This is a genomic window from Acinetobacter septicus (assembly GCF_019355975.1).
Classification (GTDB): Bacteria; Pseudomonadota; Gammaproteobacteria; order Pseudomonadales; family Moraxellaceae; genus Acinetobacter; species Acinetobacter ursingii.
The window spans coordinates 1,652,464-1,669,519 of the sequence record NZ_CP079898.1; the positions used below are offsets into that span (position 1 = coordinate 1,652,464).

Annotated in this window: 19 protein-coding genes and 4 tRNA genes; 10 read left to right on the top strand and 13 right to left on the bottom strand. The window is 39.5% G+C overall.

The window, feature by feature from the left end; translation table 11 throughout:
- The first annotated feature begins 59 nt into the window (after positions 1-59).
- Entirely contained in the window at positions 60-539 is a 480-nt protein-coding gene (gene ybeY, locus I6L31_RS07875; protein ID WP_004985442.1) for an rRNA maturation RNase YbeY, read from the top strand.
- 24 nt (positions 540-563) lie between these two features.
- Here the strand turns inward: ybeY and I6L31_RS07880 are convergent, their stop codons facing one another.
- The gene (locus tag I6L31_RS07880; protein WP_004985439.1) at positions 564-1,445 is read right to left on the bottom strand and encodes an energy transducer TonB; all 882 of its coding nucleotides are present in this window, start codon (positions 1,443-1,445) and stop codon (positions 564-566) included.
- 238 nt (positions 1,446-1,683) lie between these two features.
- Between I6L31_RS07880 and I6L31_RS07885 the strand changes: the two genes are divergently transcribed.
- The 4 genes from I6L31_RS07885 (at position 1,684) to I6L31_RS07900 (ending at position 4,482) form a co-directional block, all read left to right on the top strand.
- Positions 1,684-2,379 (top strand): hypothetical protein, encoded by a 696-nt coding sequence (locus tag I6L31_RS07885; protein ID WP_005002076.1) that lies wholly within the window; start codon positions 1,684-1,686, stop codon positions 2,377-2,379.
- Positions 2,380-2,534: 155 nt separating this feature from the next.
- Complete coding sequence (locus I6L31_RS07890; RefSeq protein WP_005002073.1) at positions 2,535-3,251, top strand: DUF3108 domain-containing protein; 717 nt, start codon at positions 2,535-2,537, stop codon at positions 3,249-3,251.
- 86 nt (positions 3,252-3,337) lie between these two features.
- Positions 3,338-3,913 (top strand): xanthine phosphoribosyltransferase, encoded by a 576-nt coding sequence (locus I6L31_RS07895; protein WP_004985432.1) that lies wholly within the window; start codon positions 3,338-3,340, stop codon positions 3,911-3,913.
- A gap of 194 nt (positions 3,914-4,107) precedes the next feature.
- Positions 4,108-4,482: a hypothetical protein gene (locus tag I6L31_RS07900; RefSeq protein WP_004995062.1), complete on the top strand. Its 375-nt coding sequence runs from the start codon at positions 4,108-4,110 to the stop codon at positions 4,480-4,482.
- 182 nt (positions 4,483-4,664) lie between these two features.
- On the opposite strand, the gene wrbA is transcribed toward I6L31_RS07900, so the two are convergent.
- Complete coding sequence (gene wrbA / locus I6L31_RS07905) at positions 4,665-5,255, bottom strand: NAD(P)H:quinone oxidoreductase (RefSeq protein WP_005002069.1); 591 nt, start codon at positions 5,253-5,255, stop codon at positions 4,665-4,667.
- Between the two features lie 109 nt (positions 5,256-5,364).
- Here wrbA and I6L31_RS07910 point away from each other — a divergent pair, with 109 nt between their 5' ends.
- Positions 5,365-6,609: a YhjD/YihY/BrkB family envelope integrity protein gene (locus I6L31_RS07910; protein WP_004985425.1), complete on the top strand. Its 1,245-nt coding sequence runs from the start codon at positions 5,365-5,367 to the stop codon at positions 6,607-6,609.
- A gap of 26 nt (positions 6,610-6,635) precedes the next feature.
- On the opposite strand, the gene I6L31_RS07915 is transcribed toward I6L31_RS07910, so the two are convergent.
- Positions 6,636-7,031, bottom strand: a complete 396-nt coding sequence (locus I6L31_RS07915; RefSeq protein ID WP_005002067.1) for a hypothetical protein — start codon at positions 7,029-7,031, stop codon at positions 6,636-6,638.
- 23 nt (positions 7,032-7,054) lie between these two features.
- Positions 7,055-7,975: a DMT family transporter gene (locus I6L31_RS07920; RefSeq protein WP_005002064.1), complete on the bottom strand. Its 921-nt coding sequence runs from the start codon at positions 7,973-7,975 to the stop codon at positions 7,055-7,057.
- A 116-nt stretch (positions 7,976-8,091) separates the two neighbouring features.
- On the opposite strand from I6L31_RS07920, the gene I6L31_RS07925 reads away from it, so the two are divergent.
- Positions 8,092-8,895 (top strand): AraC family transcriptional regulator, encoded by an 804-nt coding sequence (locus I6L31_RS07925; protein WP_005002063.1) that lies wholly within the window; start codon positions 8,092-8,094, stop codon positions 8,893-8,895.
- A 6-nt stretch (positions 8,896-8,901) separates the two neighbouring features.
- Here I6L31_RS07925 and I6L31_RS07930 read toward each other — a convergent pair whose 3' ends face one another.
- Positions 8,902-9,795, bottom strand: coding sequence for a LysR family transcriptional regulator (locus tag I6L31_RS07930; protein WP_004985418.1), 894 nt, complete (start codon positions 9,793-9,795; stop codon positions 8,902-8,904).
- A 133-nt stretch (positions 9,796-9,928) separates the two neighbouring features.
- On the opposite strand from I6L31_RS07930, the gene I6L31_RS07935 reads away from it, so the two are divergent.
- Together I6L31_RS07935 and I6L31_RS07940 are read left to right on the top strand one after the other, a co-directional pair.
- Positions 9,929-11,203, top strand: a complete 1,275-nt coding sequence (locus I6L31_RS07935) for an MFS transporter (RefSeq protein WP_005002061.1) — start codon at positions 9,929-9,931, stop codon at positions 11,201-11,203.
- A 24-nt stretch (positions 11,204-11,227) separates the two neighbouring features.
- A complete protein-coding gene (locus tag I6L31_RS07940; protein WP_035271815.1) occupies positions 11,228-11,608 on the top strand; it encodes a VOC family protein in 381 nt (126 codons plus the stop codon).
- 49 nt (positions 11,609-11,657) lie between these two features.
- Here the strand turns inward: I6L31_RS07940 and I6L31_RS07945 are convergent, their stop codons facing one another.
- Both I6L31_RS07945 and I6L31_RS07950 read right to left on the bottom strand, forming a co-directional pair.
- The gene (locus tag I6L31_RS07945) at positions 11,658-12,299 is read right to left on the bottom strand and encodes a fumarylacetoacetate hydrolase family protein (protein WP_005002057.1); all 642 of its coding nucleotides are present in this window, start codon (positions 12,297-12,299) and stop codon (positions 11,658-11,660) included.
- A 32-nt stretch (positions 12,300-12,331) separates the two neighbouring features.
- Positions 12,332-12,829 (bottom strand): YcxB family protein, encoded by a 498-nt coding sequence (locus tag I6L31_RS07950; protein WP_005002056.1) that lies wholly within the window; start codon positions 12,827-12,829, stop codon positions 12,332-12,334.
- Between the two features lie 200 nt (positions 12,830-13,029).
- Between I6L31_RS07950 and I6L31_RS07955 the strand changes: the two genes are divergently transcribed.
- Positions 13,030-14,334 carry an SRPBCC family protein gene (locus I6L31_RS07955; protein WP_005002055.1) on the top strand — a complete coding sequence of 435 codons (1,305 nt, stop codon included), beginning with the start codon at positions 13,030-13,032 and terminating at the stop codon, positions 14,332-14,334.
- A gap of 81 nt (positions 14,335-14,415) precedes the next feature.
- Here I6L31_RS07955 and I6L31_RS07960 read toward each other — a convergent pair.
- The 6 genes from I6L31_RS07960 to I6L31_RS07985 all read right to left on the bottom strand — a co-directional run bounded on the left by I6L31_RS07960 (position 14,416) and on the right by I6L31_RS07985 (position 17,003).
- Positions 14,416-14,492: transfer RNA gene (locus I6L31_RS07960), tRNA-Arg, on the bottom strand.
- A gap of 116 nt (positions 14,493-14,608) precedes the next feature.
- The gene (locus tag I6L31_RS07965) at positions 14,609-15,868 is read right to left on the bottom strand and encodes a GAF domain-containing sensor histidine kinase (RefSeq protein WP_005002053.1); all 1,260 of its coding nucleotides are present in this window, start codon (positions 15,866-15,868) and stop codon (positions 14,609-14,611) included.
- A 410-nt stretch (positions 15,869-16,278) separates the two neighbouring features.
- A complete protein-coding gene (locus I6L31_RS07970; protein ID WP_005002051.1) occupies positions 16,279-16,617 on the bottom strand; it encodes a hypothetical protein in 339 nt (112 codons plus the stop codon).
- Positions 16,618-16,691: 74 nt separating this feature from the next.
- Positions 16,692-16,768 (bottom strand) — tRNA-Arg (locus I6L31_RS07975).
- Between the two features lie 53 nt (positions 16,769-16,821).
- A tRNA-Arg gene (locus I6L31_RS07980) sits at positions 16,822-16,898 on the bottom strand.
- Positions 16,899-16,913: 15 nt separating this feature from the next.
- Positions 16,914-17,003, bottom strand: a tRNA-Ser gene (locus tag I6L31_RS07985).
- Positions 17,004-17,056 lie beyond the last annotated feature (53 nt).

The window sequence follows — 17,056 nt, forward strand, 5'->3', positions numbered from 1 at the left end:
ATCAACTTACAAAATCAGGGGATTGCCATGCATTCCCCTATTTTTATGAAGGATCAGGTTTGAAGCTTAATCTTAGTTTACAACAAGAATTTAAATCTTCTGATTTAGTCTTGAAGCGTGTTCAACTTAAAAAAACCATTGAAGTGACATTACGTCATGTGGATATTGACAGTGATTGTGAAATTGGGATTGCCTGTGTCGATCATGAAGAGAGTCATCGTCTAAATCTGGAATATCGCGGTAAAGATAAATCGACCAATGTACTGTCTTTTCCGAGTGATATTCCTGAAGAAGTTTTACCTTTACTGGATGCCCGCCCTTTGGGTGACTTGGTCATTTGTATTCCTGTTGTGCTACAAGAAGCCATTGAGCAAGATAAAACAGCACACGATCATTTTATGCATATGCTGGTACATGGCACTCTGCATTTACTGGGTTATGACCATGAACTGAGTGATGAAGACGCAGAAGAAATGGAAGCGCTAGAAATCGAAATTTTAGCCAAGTTGGGATTGGAAAATCCATATTTGGAGCGGTAGCTTTCAGTATTTCAATGAATACGTCTAATGCACTTCAAACTCAGCCTGTGCTGGGTTAAATTTCCATGTTCGGATAATCCGTAATTCGGAAATATCTTTCATTCCTGCATCAAAACGACCAAACGGTGCGCCACGGCGTACCGATGCTTTGGCAGCCTCATCCAGTATTGGATGTCCAGAACTCTCGATTAAACGAATCGCACGAATGCCGCCTTGTGCATTCAGCACCACCATGAGTCGAACTTCACCTGCTAAATTTTGTTGTTTGGCTTCATCTGGATAATAACGGTTGCCATAAAGTTCCACTTTTTCACGAAATTTATTTAAATAGGCTGCTGATGCATCTTGCTTGGCTTGAATACCATCTACGGTTTTAATCCGTTGCTGTCGGCTAAAATTCTGCTGACGCTGTAAATATTGCGCCTCAATGCTCGCGACCATGGCTGCTTTAGCTTGAAACTGGCTTTGTAAATCATCCTGTGCTTTTTTTCGCTGGTTTTCTTCCGCTTGTTTTTGCCAGCTTAATACCGTCATCAGCACTTTTTCTTCAAATTTTAGCTCACGTTGTTGCTGAATATGGTCAAGGGTTTGTGTTGGTGACTCACCTGAGCTTTGATCAGGCATGGCTTTGGGCATATCACTCGACATACGGTGAGAATCATGAAATTTTCCAGATCCTTTTTGATTTGCCTGTGCTAAAAAGTCGGCATGCTCAACCTGATCAGTACTTGGACGAATCGATACTGCAATTTCTTTGGTCGCAGTATCCGATGGCGCAGGCATGGCGAAATGAATCAGCAAAACGAAAATATGCAGCACGATTGCAATCGCAATTGCAGCCAATAAAATAGAATCCTGCCACCAGTGTCGAATAACTGGAAAATAACCTACATTTTTTTTAAACATTGTGTTCAACTAACAAAATGTTGCATCCCCACCTGTGAAAACAGGATAAAATAAAACCATTATTCATTTTTAAATAAAAGCGTGACCCACTTCAAAGCCAATAACAATAAGGTTTGAAGTTTTAAAAATGTAGCAATTAATTTTGCTAAACTGCAACAAATAAACTCATTTTTTTCATGTTTTAGATTAGATTGTAATTTTGCAATCGACCAAAACAGCTATTTTTTGGACAGCCTTTATGCCAACATTACTGTCATCGATTTCTAAACATTTGCGTCGAGCTTATGAAAAAGCCGAAGAATTTATCGAAGAAGAACGCGAAATTCCAGTTTCACAAGTATTCTTAAATGCCACCTTTAAACGCTATGTAACCGATAATCTCAGTTTTCTGGATGATTTACATGCCGATGTCTACGAGGGTTGGCTACGTTTGTATGCCACTTTACATTTTAAAGGATTGAGTACCACACTTTCGGTCGATTTAAAGTTGATCCAAATGGAGCTCAATAAAGACACCCAACTTCTGGTCTTTGAACAAATTAGCGACACACAGGTTGTTGAAGCCAAATTTAAAAATACCTTACAGAAAATCGCCTTTAACAGTTATGTTTTTTTCTATCACAAAATATTGCGCAAAGATCCGCTCGGCCCGATTCTTGAGCGTTTCGAGGTAGTCAAAGTCAAAGATGAGCTTTTATTTTTAGATTTAAATCGCTGGTTAGGCAAAAACCGTAGTGTGATCGATGCACTTTCCAAAGTTCATGTTAATCATGCACAACTGAGAGAAGCAGAGCTGGTGGTACTGGGCAATGTCAACTTTATGGCACTTTTTAATAAAGGACTGAGTAAACCAAGAGATCAAGAGGATGCTGCCGAAGAAGAGTTAGAACTTGCAGAAACCACAGTCACTCCGATACGACAAAAAAATGAATAAGCTCAGAAACAAAACACGCATAAAGACATTAAATATCAACATAATGAAACAATGCATACGGAAATACTGCGTTTTTCTTCATCACGAAATGTAATACTATCTGGAATGATTGAAGACTCTTTCACTATTTCATTTATGACATCAGGAACTTTCTTATGGCACTTCATGTAACGAAAACCATGACTTTGGCAGCTAGTCTGACCACAGCACTGTTATTTACAGGCTTTTCCAGTCATGCACTCGCCATGAGTCCTTTTAAGGCAAGTTATCAATTTTCCTATAATGGGAAAAATATGGGTTCAGGAACACGAACCTTGAGCCAACAAGGCAATAACTGGACTTATGATTTTTCTGCCAAAGCAGGTGTGATTGCTTCTGCCAGTGAAATTAGTAAATTTAGCTTTAACAATGGGCAAATTAGTTCACAGCAATTTAGCCGTAGCAGTAAGATTTTGGTGCATAACAACACCATGAATATCAATTTCAACCCATCCAGCAAAACCATTAACACTCAAAAAGATGATAAAAAACGGTCGTTTGCTTGGAAAACGGGTGTGCTTGATGAACTCAATGCTGAATTACAAATTCGCGAAGATTTAAAGGGAAATGGTATAAAAGCCACCTACCCTATTGCGGATGCCAAAGGTATTGATACGCGCCGTTTTGTAAAACAAGGGACTGAAAATATCAAAACCCCTTATGGTACATTCAATACCATTAAAGTCATTATTCAATATGACAATAAACCAGGTCGTAATACCACATTTTGGTTAGCCCCTAAATTGGATTACTTACCTGTGAAAGTCAGTCATGTCGATGAGAAAACTTCTTATGGACTACTCTTAACAGGTTATTCTGGTAAAACTAACTAAGAATTGTCGATTTTGGCTTGCATTTTTTTGGATGCTTTTTAAAATACGCTTTTGCTGAAAAGGCATCCGCCCTAGAGGATTCTCCCGTGCATGCACTAGAACAGAAAATCTTAACAGAAGGTATCGTTCTATCTGATCAAGTTTTGAAAGTCGACGCTTTCTTAAATCACCAAATTGACCCTGTACTGATGCAGAAAATTGGTAAAGAGTTTGCTGCTCGCTTCAAAGATGCAGGCATCACCAAGATTATTACCATTGAAGCATCTGGTATTGCGCCTGCGATTATGACAGGTCTTGAACTGGGTGTTCCTGTGATTTTTGCACGCAAATATCAATCATTGACTCTGAAAGATGATCTATATCGTGCCAAAGTATTTTCATTTACCAAACAAACTGAAAGTACCATTGCCATTTCCAATAAACACATCAACTCAAGCGATAAAGCTTTAGTGATTGATGACTTTTTGGCAAATGGTCAAGCTGCTTTAGGTTTGATTGATTTGATTCATCAAGCGCAAGCTGAAATTGTAGGCGTGGGAATTGTAATTGAAAAATCATTCCAGTCTGGTCGTGATCTACTAATCGAAAAAGGTTATCGCGTTGAATCTCTAGCACGAGTTCAATCATTAACCGATGGTAAAGTGACCTTTGTCAAAGAATAATTCGAGCAAAATTCCTTGAATGATCTAAAAGAGCGCTTCGGCGCTTTTTTTTATTTCTGTCAGATTTTAAACAGTATCATTTAACGCTTACTCGCATTTTTCTGCTATTTTCATCATTTCATTTACAACTGCGCTAAACTATTGAGCTATGATTCGGCTAGAATGATTTGAAGAAAAATAGGAAATTGAATTACATGGGTAAAGCGCCAAAAGAAACGGAAACAAAAGTAGTCTGCCCTAAATGTGGTTCGACCGATCTTGAACAACGCAATCATGAACAAGTTTTACAAAAAGCTGGTGGTGTACTTTTAACCTCAGCAGGCGCAGCCGCTGGAACAGTAGGTGGTGCGGCCTCTGGTGCATCGATAGGTGCGGCTATTGGCACTGTCGCAGGACCTTTAGGGGTGATTGTAGGGGGAACAGTCGGAACCTTTGTCGGTGCGATTAGCGTTGGAATTACGGGTGGGTTTTTAGGCAATCGTTTTGGGAAAAAAGCAGGCGTAATGATCGATAAAAATATTTTTCAAGATTATAAATGCCTAAAATGTGGTTATCGTTTTAAGCAGTAGATTTCTTTCGGAAGCACTTTTTATTTCTCTGTTATGCAGAAAAAAAAGAACAGTCCAACCGTTTTGAAAGAAATCTAGCCATTTGTCGATTTAAAGTTTGTCCATTTAAAATGGCTCGTTAAAAAAATCATACATCGCGATTGGAATATGGTTTAACACAGCGTACCGCTATGATCTGGATTTTAAGATAATTTCAGCGCAACTTCAGCCAAACGCTTGCCCATTGCTTCACACAATATTTTTTCATCCTGACTTAGTTCCTGATCATGTCTTGGGCCACTGACATGACTTGCGCCATAAGGTGTACCACCTGTTTTCGTATTAGATAGCGCCGCAATCGAATTGGGCAAGCCCAAAATCATCATACCGTGATGAAATAAAGGCGGAAGCATGGTCAACAAAGTACTTTCCTGACCACCATGCATAGAACCCGATGCAGTAAATACACACGCAGGCTTGCCATGTAACGCTCCATTTAGCCAAAGGCTCGTGGTTTGATCCCAAAAATACTTCATTTCACTGGCCATATTGCCAAAACGAGTGGGTGAACCCAGTGCCAGACCTGAACAATGTGCCAAATCATCTAAAGTACAATAGAGATCGCCTTCTGCTGGCACACTTGGCTGTGCCTCTGTAACGACCATAGCCAGTTGCGGCACGGTTCGAATTTTTACTGACATACCTGCGGCTTCTATGCCATTTGCAATCAAATGTGCCATCTGTTTGGTTGAACCATACTTACTGTAATAAAGGACAAGAATATAAGACTGCATAATTTTAAAATGAGGTATTAAAAACAAAACTATACGATATTTATGACCTTTTTTGGTTAAGCTTTACGTGGAAAACCTAAAAAGATCAAAAAAATGAGACTTTATTTTTATGCTGAATTTTTTAAAAAAGTTACCTTTTTACGATAAAACATGGTTTCAGTTTATCCTGTTTGTACTGCGTCGTTTTGAAGCAGATCGTTGTCGTGAACATGCAGGGGCGCTGACTTACACCACGTTATTTGCAGTGGTTCCAATGTTGACGGTTTTTTTAGTGATTATCTCATCGATCAAAGCCTTAGAACCTGCTAGACAACAGTTACAGCAACTGATTTATAGTAATTTTTTGCCCAAAAGTACCATTGCCTTTGATCGAATTTTAAATTCATTTACCGAGAAATCCAGTAATTTGACTGTCATCGGGGTGTTATTTCTGTTTGTTACGACCGTGATGATGCTTAGTACCATTGAAACCGCATTTAACCGTATTTGGCGGGTGCGTGAAACCCGTGGTGGCATCGTCGGTTTTATGCGTTATTGGACCATTATTTCACTTGGGCCTATTTTATTAGGAAGTGCCTTCGTCATTTCTTCTGCTGTCGCATCCATGAATATCCTCAGCAATAATTTTGCAGGTTATGAGCTCAATGGTGCTTTTGTACTATGGCTGATTTCTTTTGGATTGACGATTATTGGATTTTTCTTTTTATATTGGACGATTCCAAATCGAACGATTCCCATTTATTCAGCCATCATTGCGGCTTGTTTTAGTGCCACACTCTTTGAATTACTCAAAAACATTTTTAGTTTTGCGATGTCTAATTTTACCAGTTATGAACTGGTGTATGGTGCTTTTGCTGCGATCCCCATCTTCTTATTGTGGATTTTTCTTTCATGGAATATTGTGCTTCTTGGCGTTGAAGTCAGTTATGCACTGACCGCCTTTCATTCACAAAAAATTCAGACTCGACACCCTGTGCTCATGCTATTGGATGTACTGGAACTTTTTTATAAAAAACAAAAATTAGGCGAGAGTGTGACGGACCTTGAAGCACTGGATATTATGGGACGTGGTGAAATTGGACGCTGGCCAGGCTATGTGGAAATGCTAGAAAAGCAGAACTTGATCAAACGTACCGATAAAGATGAATATGTTTTAGTTAGAAATTTATCACAAGTCGATTTCTGGTCATTTTATACCGCTTTACCTTTTTCATTACCGCGTCGTCAGGATGTTGGAAATATTCACCCTGATGATGAATGGATGCAGAAACTTGGTCCTGCATTGATTGAATCGGATGATTATCTGGCTGCCAAACTGGCTATTCCTCTTTCAACTATTTTTGAAGAGAAATAAAATGACAATGATGCTGACCATTTAAATTAAGGGTCAGCATCTTCCAAAATAATACGCTGAATATAGTCTCTCGGATTTACTCTCTCAATGTTCAATGCCTGCACAGGAGAATTTGAAATCCATTGTTCATCTTCAAGTTTAATAAAGTGCTGACTGGATAAAGAATAGAGATAGCCGATGTGCTCCCAATTAATGTGAGTTTTGTACAGAAATACGCAAGCTTGACCATTTTTATAGTCAATTTTAAAACGAGCCTCGGGAGCTTGTGCAATATATTGAAATGCAAAAAAACGGGCAATTTCCACATCAGCAATCGCATATACAGCCATGTGATGATCATTGTGACCATCTCCAATCCCCTGCGACGGCGCTAGATAAGATTTATATTGGGTTGAGCCATGATATAAGACTTTGGGCTTCATCTCACAATCCCTATAAATAACCTTTAAACTTTTAACCTTCTTGATTGTATCCAACCTGGCAGACTGACCACAATCACACCCAGCAACACCAAAGCCGTTCCAATCAAGAAATTCAGTTCCAGTTTTTCATTGAGCAGGTAAACACCAAATCCCATCCCAAAAATCGGGGTAAGAAATGAAAACACCCCTAAACGTGAAGCCAAATACGTTCTTAATAGCCAAAACCACGCCAGAAAACTCGCAAAAGAAACGACAAATGTATGAAAAATCAGACTCCCCACTGCCAATGGAGTAAAGTGAATCTGAGTTTGCCCTGTAATCCATGCCACAATCATCAATACAATGAAACCACCCAACATTTGATAAAACATGGTTTGGGTAGCAGGTGCTTGGGAAAGTGGTGTCAAACGTATCGAAATGGTCGTTGCAGCCCATGCGATTGCGGCCATAAGTGCTAAACCGTCGCCCCACAAAATTGATTGTGTATCAATTCCCTGCACGGTCTGTGGTCGAATGAAAGTCAAAAGGACTCCCAAAAAAGCAATGCCAATTCCTGACCATTGTAAAATGCTTAAACGTTCAGCGGGAAGTTTCCAGTGCAAACCCAATGCAACAAAAATGGGGGCTGTATAAAGTAATACTACGGTATGCGAAGCATAGGTATGCCGAATGGCTTCAGCGAGTAAAAAGAACTCAAGCGCAAAGAAAAAAGCCACCAATAGCCCTGAACGCAAATAAGCGGGTGCCAAAAGTTGGATATTTTTTTCTCTATACAAAAGTGGTAAGACTAAAACTGCGGCTAGCCCTGAACGTAATGCGATTTGCATGATGGGTGAAATATCGGGAGCAGCCATTTTTAAAATGACTTGCTGTAAGCCCCAGATCATGCAGAGCACGACCATGAGACCAGATGCACGTGCATCTAACGCCTTCCGATCATCCACCGTCTATTCCTTTATTCAATCAATGAAAATGGACTATAGCGCTGACCTATTTAAATGATATAGTTCAAATCAGACAACTTATCACCCAATACAGGCAACTCAACTCAAATACCGCTATGAAAAAAACAGCGCATCTCATCAAAAAATTTTTGGAAATCCCTGCCTGTAATGATATTCCCGCACCGCTCTGGTGTCAGGTGAGAGATGCGCCTGCCGAAACCATTTATCCGCAACATGAACACGCATGGGGAGAATTTATTTACGCATATCATGGTGTTTTGGAGGTAAATGTCGATTCAATTCATTATTTAACCCCGCCGCCTTATGGTTTGTGGCTACCACCGCATTTAAAACATAGCGGACTGAATCGGACAAAAGTGACACATTGTACGGTGTATATTCATGAATCTTTATGTCAGCACATGCCAAAACATGCAGGAATTCTCCTTAGTTCTGCACTGGTTCCTGCGATTATGGAACACCTTAAAAATAATGTAGTGGCACAGACAGACCCAGATGAACATTTACGATTATTGTATGTGTTATTAGATCAACTTCAACATGCTCAAATTGTAGGAAGTTATCTACCAACTACGTCACATCCATTGTTACAGCCTTTACTTGACCATTTAAAACAAAATCCGTCTGATCATCATTCGTTGGCAGAATTGGCTCAACTGGTTAATACCAGTGAACGAACATTGGCACGCTATAGTCAAAGTGAACTTGGCATGTCATTACATGAATGGAGACAACGCTTACGCGTCATGCAGGCATTACCCTTACTTGAACAAGGTCATACGGTAGAAAGTATCGCGCTAGATTTAGGTTATGCCAGTGCGACAGCTTTTATTAATATATTTAAACGTTGGATGGGCCTTACCCCTGATCAATTTAGAAAAACATTTTCTGCATGGTAAATGCATTCAATCGTTTTTCAGTAAAGACTGAATAAGGCTAGAAAAATTGATCGCAGCTTGGGCATGCGTATTTCGTCGATAAGCAAGAGAGAAACCAACTACGGGTTTAGGTTCAGCCACTTGTAAATACTGTACGCCTTTAATGCCTAATTGCATGGCGGAGGCTGGCACTAATGACACACCCAAGTTTGCGGCCACGAGTGAAACAATCGATACAATTTGTGGGGCACTTTGTCCAATTTTGGGTTCAAGTCCATGACTACGGCATGCATCCAGTACAGCATCATGCAAACCTGCACTCACCGAATGTGCAGCCATAATAAAATTTTCATCTTTTAACAATTTAAGCTGTATTTCCTGTTGCTGATCAATCATGCGTTCTAAAGGCATCACTACAACTAGTGGCTCGTACATTAAAGTCTGAATATGAATATCTATAGGCACATGGTGGGGTGGACGAATTAAAGCAATATCAAGCTGATCATTCAGCAATCGATCAATTAAAACCAAAGAATTTCCTTCTTCTAAACGAAGTTGGACTTTAGGGTATTGCTGCTGAAACAAACGAATACTATGAGGTAAGACTGGATTAAGCATTGCGGTTCCAGTGAAACCCAGACGTAATTGCCCTAGTTCACCGTTCGCCATTTGCTGAGCCAAACTCACAGCATCGTCCACTCGCTGTTGAATCGGCTGTACCGTATTTAGAAAAACCTGCCCTGCTGCGGTCAATTCCGCTCCATGTGACGAACGATAAAACAACTCTGTTCCAATCTCGTCTTCCAGATTTTTGATTTGCATGCTTAAGGGTGGCTGACTAATTCCCAAACGCTGGGCTGCTCGAGTAAAACTTTTTTCTTCTGCAACCACCAAAAAATAACGAATATGACGCAGTTCCATATATAAAACATATAGTGATTGATATTTATATATATTAGACAAATAATACTCAAATTGCTATTCTCACCCTGTTGGCAGCTAGGCAAGCACTGCCAACACACTCTCTTCTTTTTAAAAAACTCTGGTTTATTTCATGACGATTCCTTCAACAGTAAGCGAGTCTGAACGCGGTATTGATTCACCTCAAATTATTCATAAGGCCAATACTGAACATTGGATTAGCCGTGGCACAGCTGCTTATCTAAAAGCAGGGCTTGCACTGTTTTTACTCGGTTTTGCAAGTTTCTCCATGATTTACTGCGTACAACCATTGTTACCTGAATTTACCCATACATTTCATATCAGCCCAGGTACCAGTGCGCTTGCCTTGTCACTGACCACTGGATTACTGGCAGTTTCCATTTTATTGTCCAGTGCTTTTTCTCAAGCCTTAGGTCGCAAAGGACTGATGTTCGTTTCGATGGGCTTAGCCGCACTGCTGAATATTTTGTGTGGCTTTGCACTCAATTGGCATATTTTACTCATTGCCCGTGCGGTACAAGGTTTTGTGATCGGAGGCGTTCCAGCCGTTGCAATGGCATGGATTGCTGAAGAAATTCATCCAGCTCATTTGGGTAAAACCATGGGGCTATATATTGCAGGAACTGCGTTTGGCGGCATGATGGGTCGTGTTGGAATGGGTTTACTGACACAATATTTCTCATGGCGTGTTGCACTGGGTGTATTAGGTGTAATCTGCCTGATCTGCGCTTTAGGATTCTTATGGTTACTACCTAAATCTCAAAATTTTATTGCACAAAAAGGGATACAACTTCAGTTTCATTTATCTGCTTGGAAAAATCATTTAAAAAATCCTCGACTGGTTCGTATTTATGCGATCGGTTTTCTCATTACCAGTATTTTTGTCACCTTATTTAACTATGTCACTTTTCGCTTGGCTGCTACACCTTATCAACTCAGTCAAACCCAGATCAGTCTCATCTTTTTATCTTATAGTTTAGGGATGATTTCCTCATCGCTTGCAGGTTCTCTGGTAGACAAATTTGGCAGAAAAATGGCAATGTTGATGGGTTTTGGTTTTATGTTGGCGGGAATTCTGCTCACCCTAAACGCTGGTTTATTTGCGATTATTATTGGAATTGCAGCCATTACCACAGGGTATTTTATTGCACATGCTATTGCCAGCAGCAACGTTGGACTGGAAGCAAAACAGGCCAAAGGGCATGCAACTGCACTGTATTTGTTATTTTATTATTTGGGTTCAAGCATCATTGGTTCTGTAGGGGGATGGTTCTGGCAATACGGCGGTTGGCATGCTGTTGTATATCTGACACTGGCACTCGTTGCTGTGGCCATTTTTATCGTGATAACTGCGCTAAAACCTTTGCAAGCATCATCAAATCAATGATTTAAAAAAAATGGAGATCAGATTATACGAATTTCTCATCTTGATCATTTAGTGCTGACTGTTGCAGATATTGAAGCGACCTGTAACTTTTATCAACACGTATTAAATTTTGAAGTGATTGAGTTTGGGGAAAATCGCAAAGCGCTTAACTTTGGTTCTCAAAAAATCAATCTACACCAAGCAGGGCATGAATTTGAACCGAAAGCCGCTTTCCCAACCCAAGGTTCTGCCGATCTTTGCTTTATCAGCGAAACGCCGATAGAACACATCATTCAACAGTTAAAACAACTGCATATTAATATCGAACAAGGCCCGATCCAGCGTACAGGTGCAATGGGTGCTATTTTATCGGTCTATATTCGTGACCCAGATCAAAATCTGATTGAGATTTCAAATTATCTTTAAGTAATAAAAAGCCTGCTGAATATTGCAGGCTTTCTTCATCACAGCAAAATTAGGCTTTAACAAAGGTTTCCCAAACAAATTGTTGAGTTTTACCATTGAGCACCATTTTGAGCTGATCACCACGTTCCAGCGGCCCTACGCCTGCGGGTGTTCCAGTCATGACGACATCCCCAGCTTCTATCGTAAATGCCTGACTCATATCGCACAAATATTCACCAATACTCAATAGTAAATAGGCTGTATCACCCTGTTGGCGAACTGCATCATTAATATAAAAACGATAGGTCACATGTTTCCAGTCTTCAATTTCACTGACATCGACCCAATCGGCCAATACGCATGCACCATCAAAAGCTTTAGCTCGCTCCCACGGCTGACCTTTATTTTTTAGCTCAGTTTGTAAATCCCGCAACGTCAAATCCAGACCAATCGTGACCGCACCAATCGCGGTTAAGGCTTTTGCTGGATCAGTTTCATTCTTGAGCGGCTGATCGATTCGCAAGGTCAATTCACATTCAAAATGACAACTTCCATTCGCTGGATTCCATTCAATTCCATCCTGTAAACCAATCAAGCTACTTGGTGGCTTAATAAATAACACTGGACGATCGGGAATGGCATTGCCGAGTTCTTTGGCATGCTCAGCATAACTTCTACCCACACAAATAATTTTTGATGGTCGTGCGTTCATAAGACTTCCCTTTACATGGCGTTACGTGTTGATTATTTTTTAAAGGTGTTTTCAAACTGAGTTTGTTGTGTACTGTCGCTAAAGGCACGTTTTGGCACAATCACCACGGTACGATTTTTCAGTTCAATCATATAGGTCAATTTACCTTTGGCAAAATTGACCACTTCACTATACGCGAATTGTTGCTTATGACCATTCGCATAAAGTTCCATACGATCTTGATACAAGTCGATGCCCTGTTCACTTTTACCAAACTGATATTTGACAAACTGACGTTTAAACATCATCGGTAAAAACCAGTAACGCATCAAAATTTGCATCACCAGAAAAAAAGCACCGAGTGCCACGTAATAACGTCCAACACCAGAAAATCCGAGATAAAAACCCCAAATGATAATCGCAATACTAATCACGGGCGTAATAAAGCGAGTTAATTGTTTTTTTCCAAACGTCGCAAGTGCAAAGCCGTCTTGAGATTCTTCTAAATTGAGTTGATAACGCAATGAAATGGCGGGTTTCAGTTCTGACATAAAATGTTCAACATAAGCGATGAATTACCCTCAAAATACTACACCAGTTCGACTATTTTATTTAGCGCTTGATCACATTTGATTAAGAATTTAATCCCCCTGACATTGATCAGTATTTACATAAAATGGCTTTTTTTTGAAGCCAAAACGTTTTAAACACTTAAGACTCAATCAAAACAACGATAAGTTTCGAGGATGTTATGCAACGCTTTGCCTATGGATGCGGCATTTTTTTTAGTCTTTTGAGTTATAGCAGCATCATTTCTGCCCAATTTGTCACGTGGAATGAAAACATTCCGAGCAGTCTGGCATTATTTCAACAAAACCCCCAACAACTGGCGGATTTGGCTCAAAACAATATTTTAATTTATGCACAACCTTATACCAAAACCAATGTACCTACCCAAAAGAAAAACCCTCAACCGACCGTTCAGTTTGTCAGTTCAGCCATTATTGTGCCTGTCAGCACACAGGAGGTTGCCAAAGTATTAACCGATTACAATCATTATGTTGGCTTATTCCCTACGTTAAAATCTGCGAAAATTGAAGAAAAAAACGGTAATACCACGCGGGTAAAATATAAAATTCAAATTCCTACCCCCATTCCAGTGCTCAATTTTAACGAAGATATTTCCATGCAACATCAAATAGGAAATAACAGTATTGCCAGTTTGATTACCGATGCACCTGTACCCTATGGCCTAGGAAAATTTGAATGGTTTAGTTTAGGCCCACAAAAAACGCTGATTACCTTGACGCAATGGGGCGATCTGAATCAGATCAATGGTTTTCTACTTCGCAAGATTTTGTCTGCTGTACCTGATGCAAAACTCGGTATCCCGATTGGCAGTAATGCTTTTATACTTGAGTCTTTACAACGTAAATGGACAAAAACTCAAACCACGGCACTTGATGCGAATCAATTACCGCCGTTACAACTGACGAGCAATCAAATTAGAAAAATAAGTGAAATAAGCCGAAGTACGGGATATCCAGTGTCTTTTATTCAACCTGCGTCCTCGATACCTTATCCTCAAGGACGTGAAACAATGCGTTTCACCACAACATATCAGTATTACGCAAAAACACCGCAGCAACTGCAAAACTGGCTCAATCCTGTGTCTTTTCAAAGTTTATTTCCAAGACAAATTAAAAAAGTGGAATTGAGCTCTCCTGCCCCCCAATTACAGGACGCTCATTTTCGGGTTTCGGTAGGATTAGGGGTTATTAATATTCCATTTGATTTTAAAATGCGTTTTAACCATATCGACTCCAATCAATCACAATATAATGCCATTGGTGGTGATTTACGCTTTGTTAAAGGAGGGATGCAATTACTGCCACAGAATAATGGCACACTATTTAAAATGACCAGTGCCGCCAAAATTGATGAAAAAGCGCCGTTTTTATTACGCGCAATGCGTAGCTTGCCTTATCACGATATGTTGCCCGCAGCCAGTGGCAATGCGGTCTTTAGTCTAAAAATTAAAGAGAAAATGAAATAATTTTGTAAGAAATGCCATTTATGATAGGCACAAAAAAACCACTTAAAAAGTGGTTTAATTTAACTCATATTGAGTTCAAGTTGGTGCGCTCAGAGAGATTCGAACTCCCGACCCCTTAGTTCGTAGCCAAGTGCTCTATCCAGCTGAGCTATGAGCGCGTACTTGATGGAGCGCATTATACGCATTTTTTTTGCATTGATAAGTCTTTTTTCACAAAACTGTCACCAAACGTTTAGTTATTAGGCATTATTTTAAAATTTATACTGATGAAAGATTATCCTATCATTCTGAGTTCATGATTTATGCTTGGAAGATGAGTTTGATCGATAGGCAAACAAATTGTAAATATGGTCCCTTCGTCCTTTTGCGTTGTCACTTGTACATTTCCACGATTTTTTTCAATGAACTGTAAACACAGCAAGAGTCCTAAACCAGATCCTTTTTCGCCATCCGTACCTTTTTCACTGCGAATCTGCTTTCTCTGGTTAAAGTTTTGAAATGATTCATCTGACATACCAACACCTGTATCACGGACGGTAATTTCGACTTGTCCATTTTGGGTTAAGGCTGATATATAAATTTGACCACCATTCGGTGTAAATTTGAGGGCATTGGAAATAAGATTCTGAAATACCGAAAGCATCATGTTTAAATCGACAAAGCAATATAAATCCTTTTCGATATTACATTCGATCTGAATACTTTTTTTCTGTGCAACTGCCTGAAGAATTTCACAAACATCTGACATCAGTTCTGCCATATTGACAGATTGCGGGTTATAAACAATTGCGCCACCTTCCGACATCGCCCACTGCAATAAATTTTCCAGAAGCTTAAACGTCGCTTGGGCTGTACTGCGCAAATAACCTGCAATATCACGAATGCCCTGTTCATCCAGTGTTTCGATTTCTGTCTCTAATACATCAGAGAAGCCTAAGATGCCATGAAATGGTGCGCGTAAGTCATGAGCAATAATGGAAAAAAACTTATCTTTACTTGCATTTAAGTATTCTAATTCTTTATTTTTTTGCTGTATTTCAAAATTGGATTTACGCAGCTCAAACTGTTGGACGACTTGAGCTGCTAATACAGCAAGTGCCTGACACTGATCAGAAGTTAATTGACGTGGTTTAGAATCAAGAACACACAAGGTACCCAGATTAAAACCATCATAGGTTTTTAATGGCGCGCCTGCATAAAAACGAATCCCGAGATCACTTTTTACTGTTGGATTATCATGGAATCTTTCATCAAGCAAAGTATCTTCTATAATAAAGATGTCCTGCTGCAAAATCGCATGGCTACAAATACTGTATTTTCGCTCAACTTCTCCACGCGGTACGCCATAAGAGGATTTAAACCAACTGCGGCTTTCATCGATCAAACTAATAATAGAAACTGGTGCCTCACAAATTTTTGACGCCAACAAAACAAGATCATCTAGACATTGTTCAGCCATGGTATCCAAAATCTGATACTCATTTAAGGCATGCATCCGTCCCAATTCATTTTCAGGCAGTTTTGCTTCAATCATTTTAAGTCTCAGTTATGATCTAGTTCGGTTTTAAAAAAAGCTTAAAACAACTACTATAGTTTGTAACAACCCACCTATAATTATGTATTATTATTGATAATACAACGATTTATACACGCGTCATATGTATAAAATGCGTAATTAAGATAAATGGTGTATACATTTCCCGTATAAATATATCTACGTTTGAACAATTCTATATTTAATGCATTGAAGTTAAGCGTGTAAGTTTTTATCTTTTTAACGCGTTATGATGCGGTTTTACGATGATTGATATAAACGGCTAGAAATAGAAACAGAGAGTCCTTATGGATCTTTCACATTTGCAAATTGATAACCATCCCGTATTTCATGCATTCATAGCTTGATATCTTGTTTTAACTATTTCATCTTGTTGCGACAACATCAAATCATTTCCAAGCAAGTAAATTCTCACAATCCTTTAAAGATTTTCGAGCTTGTTGTTGCTCAGCTAATTTTAAATCCTGAAACTCAGAAAAGACCAGACGCGCAAATCGTGTTTTAAAAGTGGGCTTATGCAATGCGTAATCTGGATAAGAGTGTTTTTGCACTTTTTCCATTTCCATGAAAATCTGATCTTTTTCTGTTAAATCATCTTTTTGAATCACCAAGCAGAATAATGCGCGATAATCTTCATATTGGGCTGGCGAAGGCTGCCAAATTTTATACGCAATCAAACTCAGAACGGAAATGGACAAGACGATTAAGATAAGTTTAATCAATGACATGAAATAAATAACAGATCAATTTTATCGATATTATAAAACAAAAAAACCGCAATTAAGCGGTTGATTGTTTAAGTTGGTGCGCTCAGAGAGATTCGAACTCCCGACCCCTTAGTTCGTAGCCAAGTGCTCTATCCAGCTGAGCTATGAGCGCATTACTTGTGTGCCTATAATAAAGGCTTCGTTAATTTCGAATACTTGTTAAATTGGTGCGCTCAGAGAGATTCGAACTCCCGACCCCTTAGTTCGTAGCCAAGTGCTCTATCCAGCTGAGCTATGAGCGCATCGTAAGTATTCGTTGGCGGTGAGAGAGGGATTCGAACCCTCGGTACAGTTACCCGTACGCATCCTTAGCAGGGATGTGGTTTAAGCCACTCACCCATCTCACCGTAACGAGCCGCCATAATACAAACTTAGCCTGTGAACTGCAAGTCATCACATC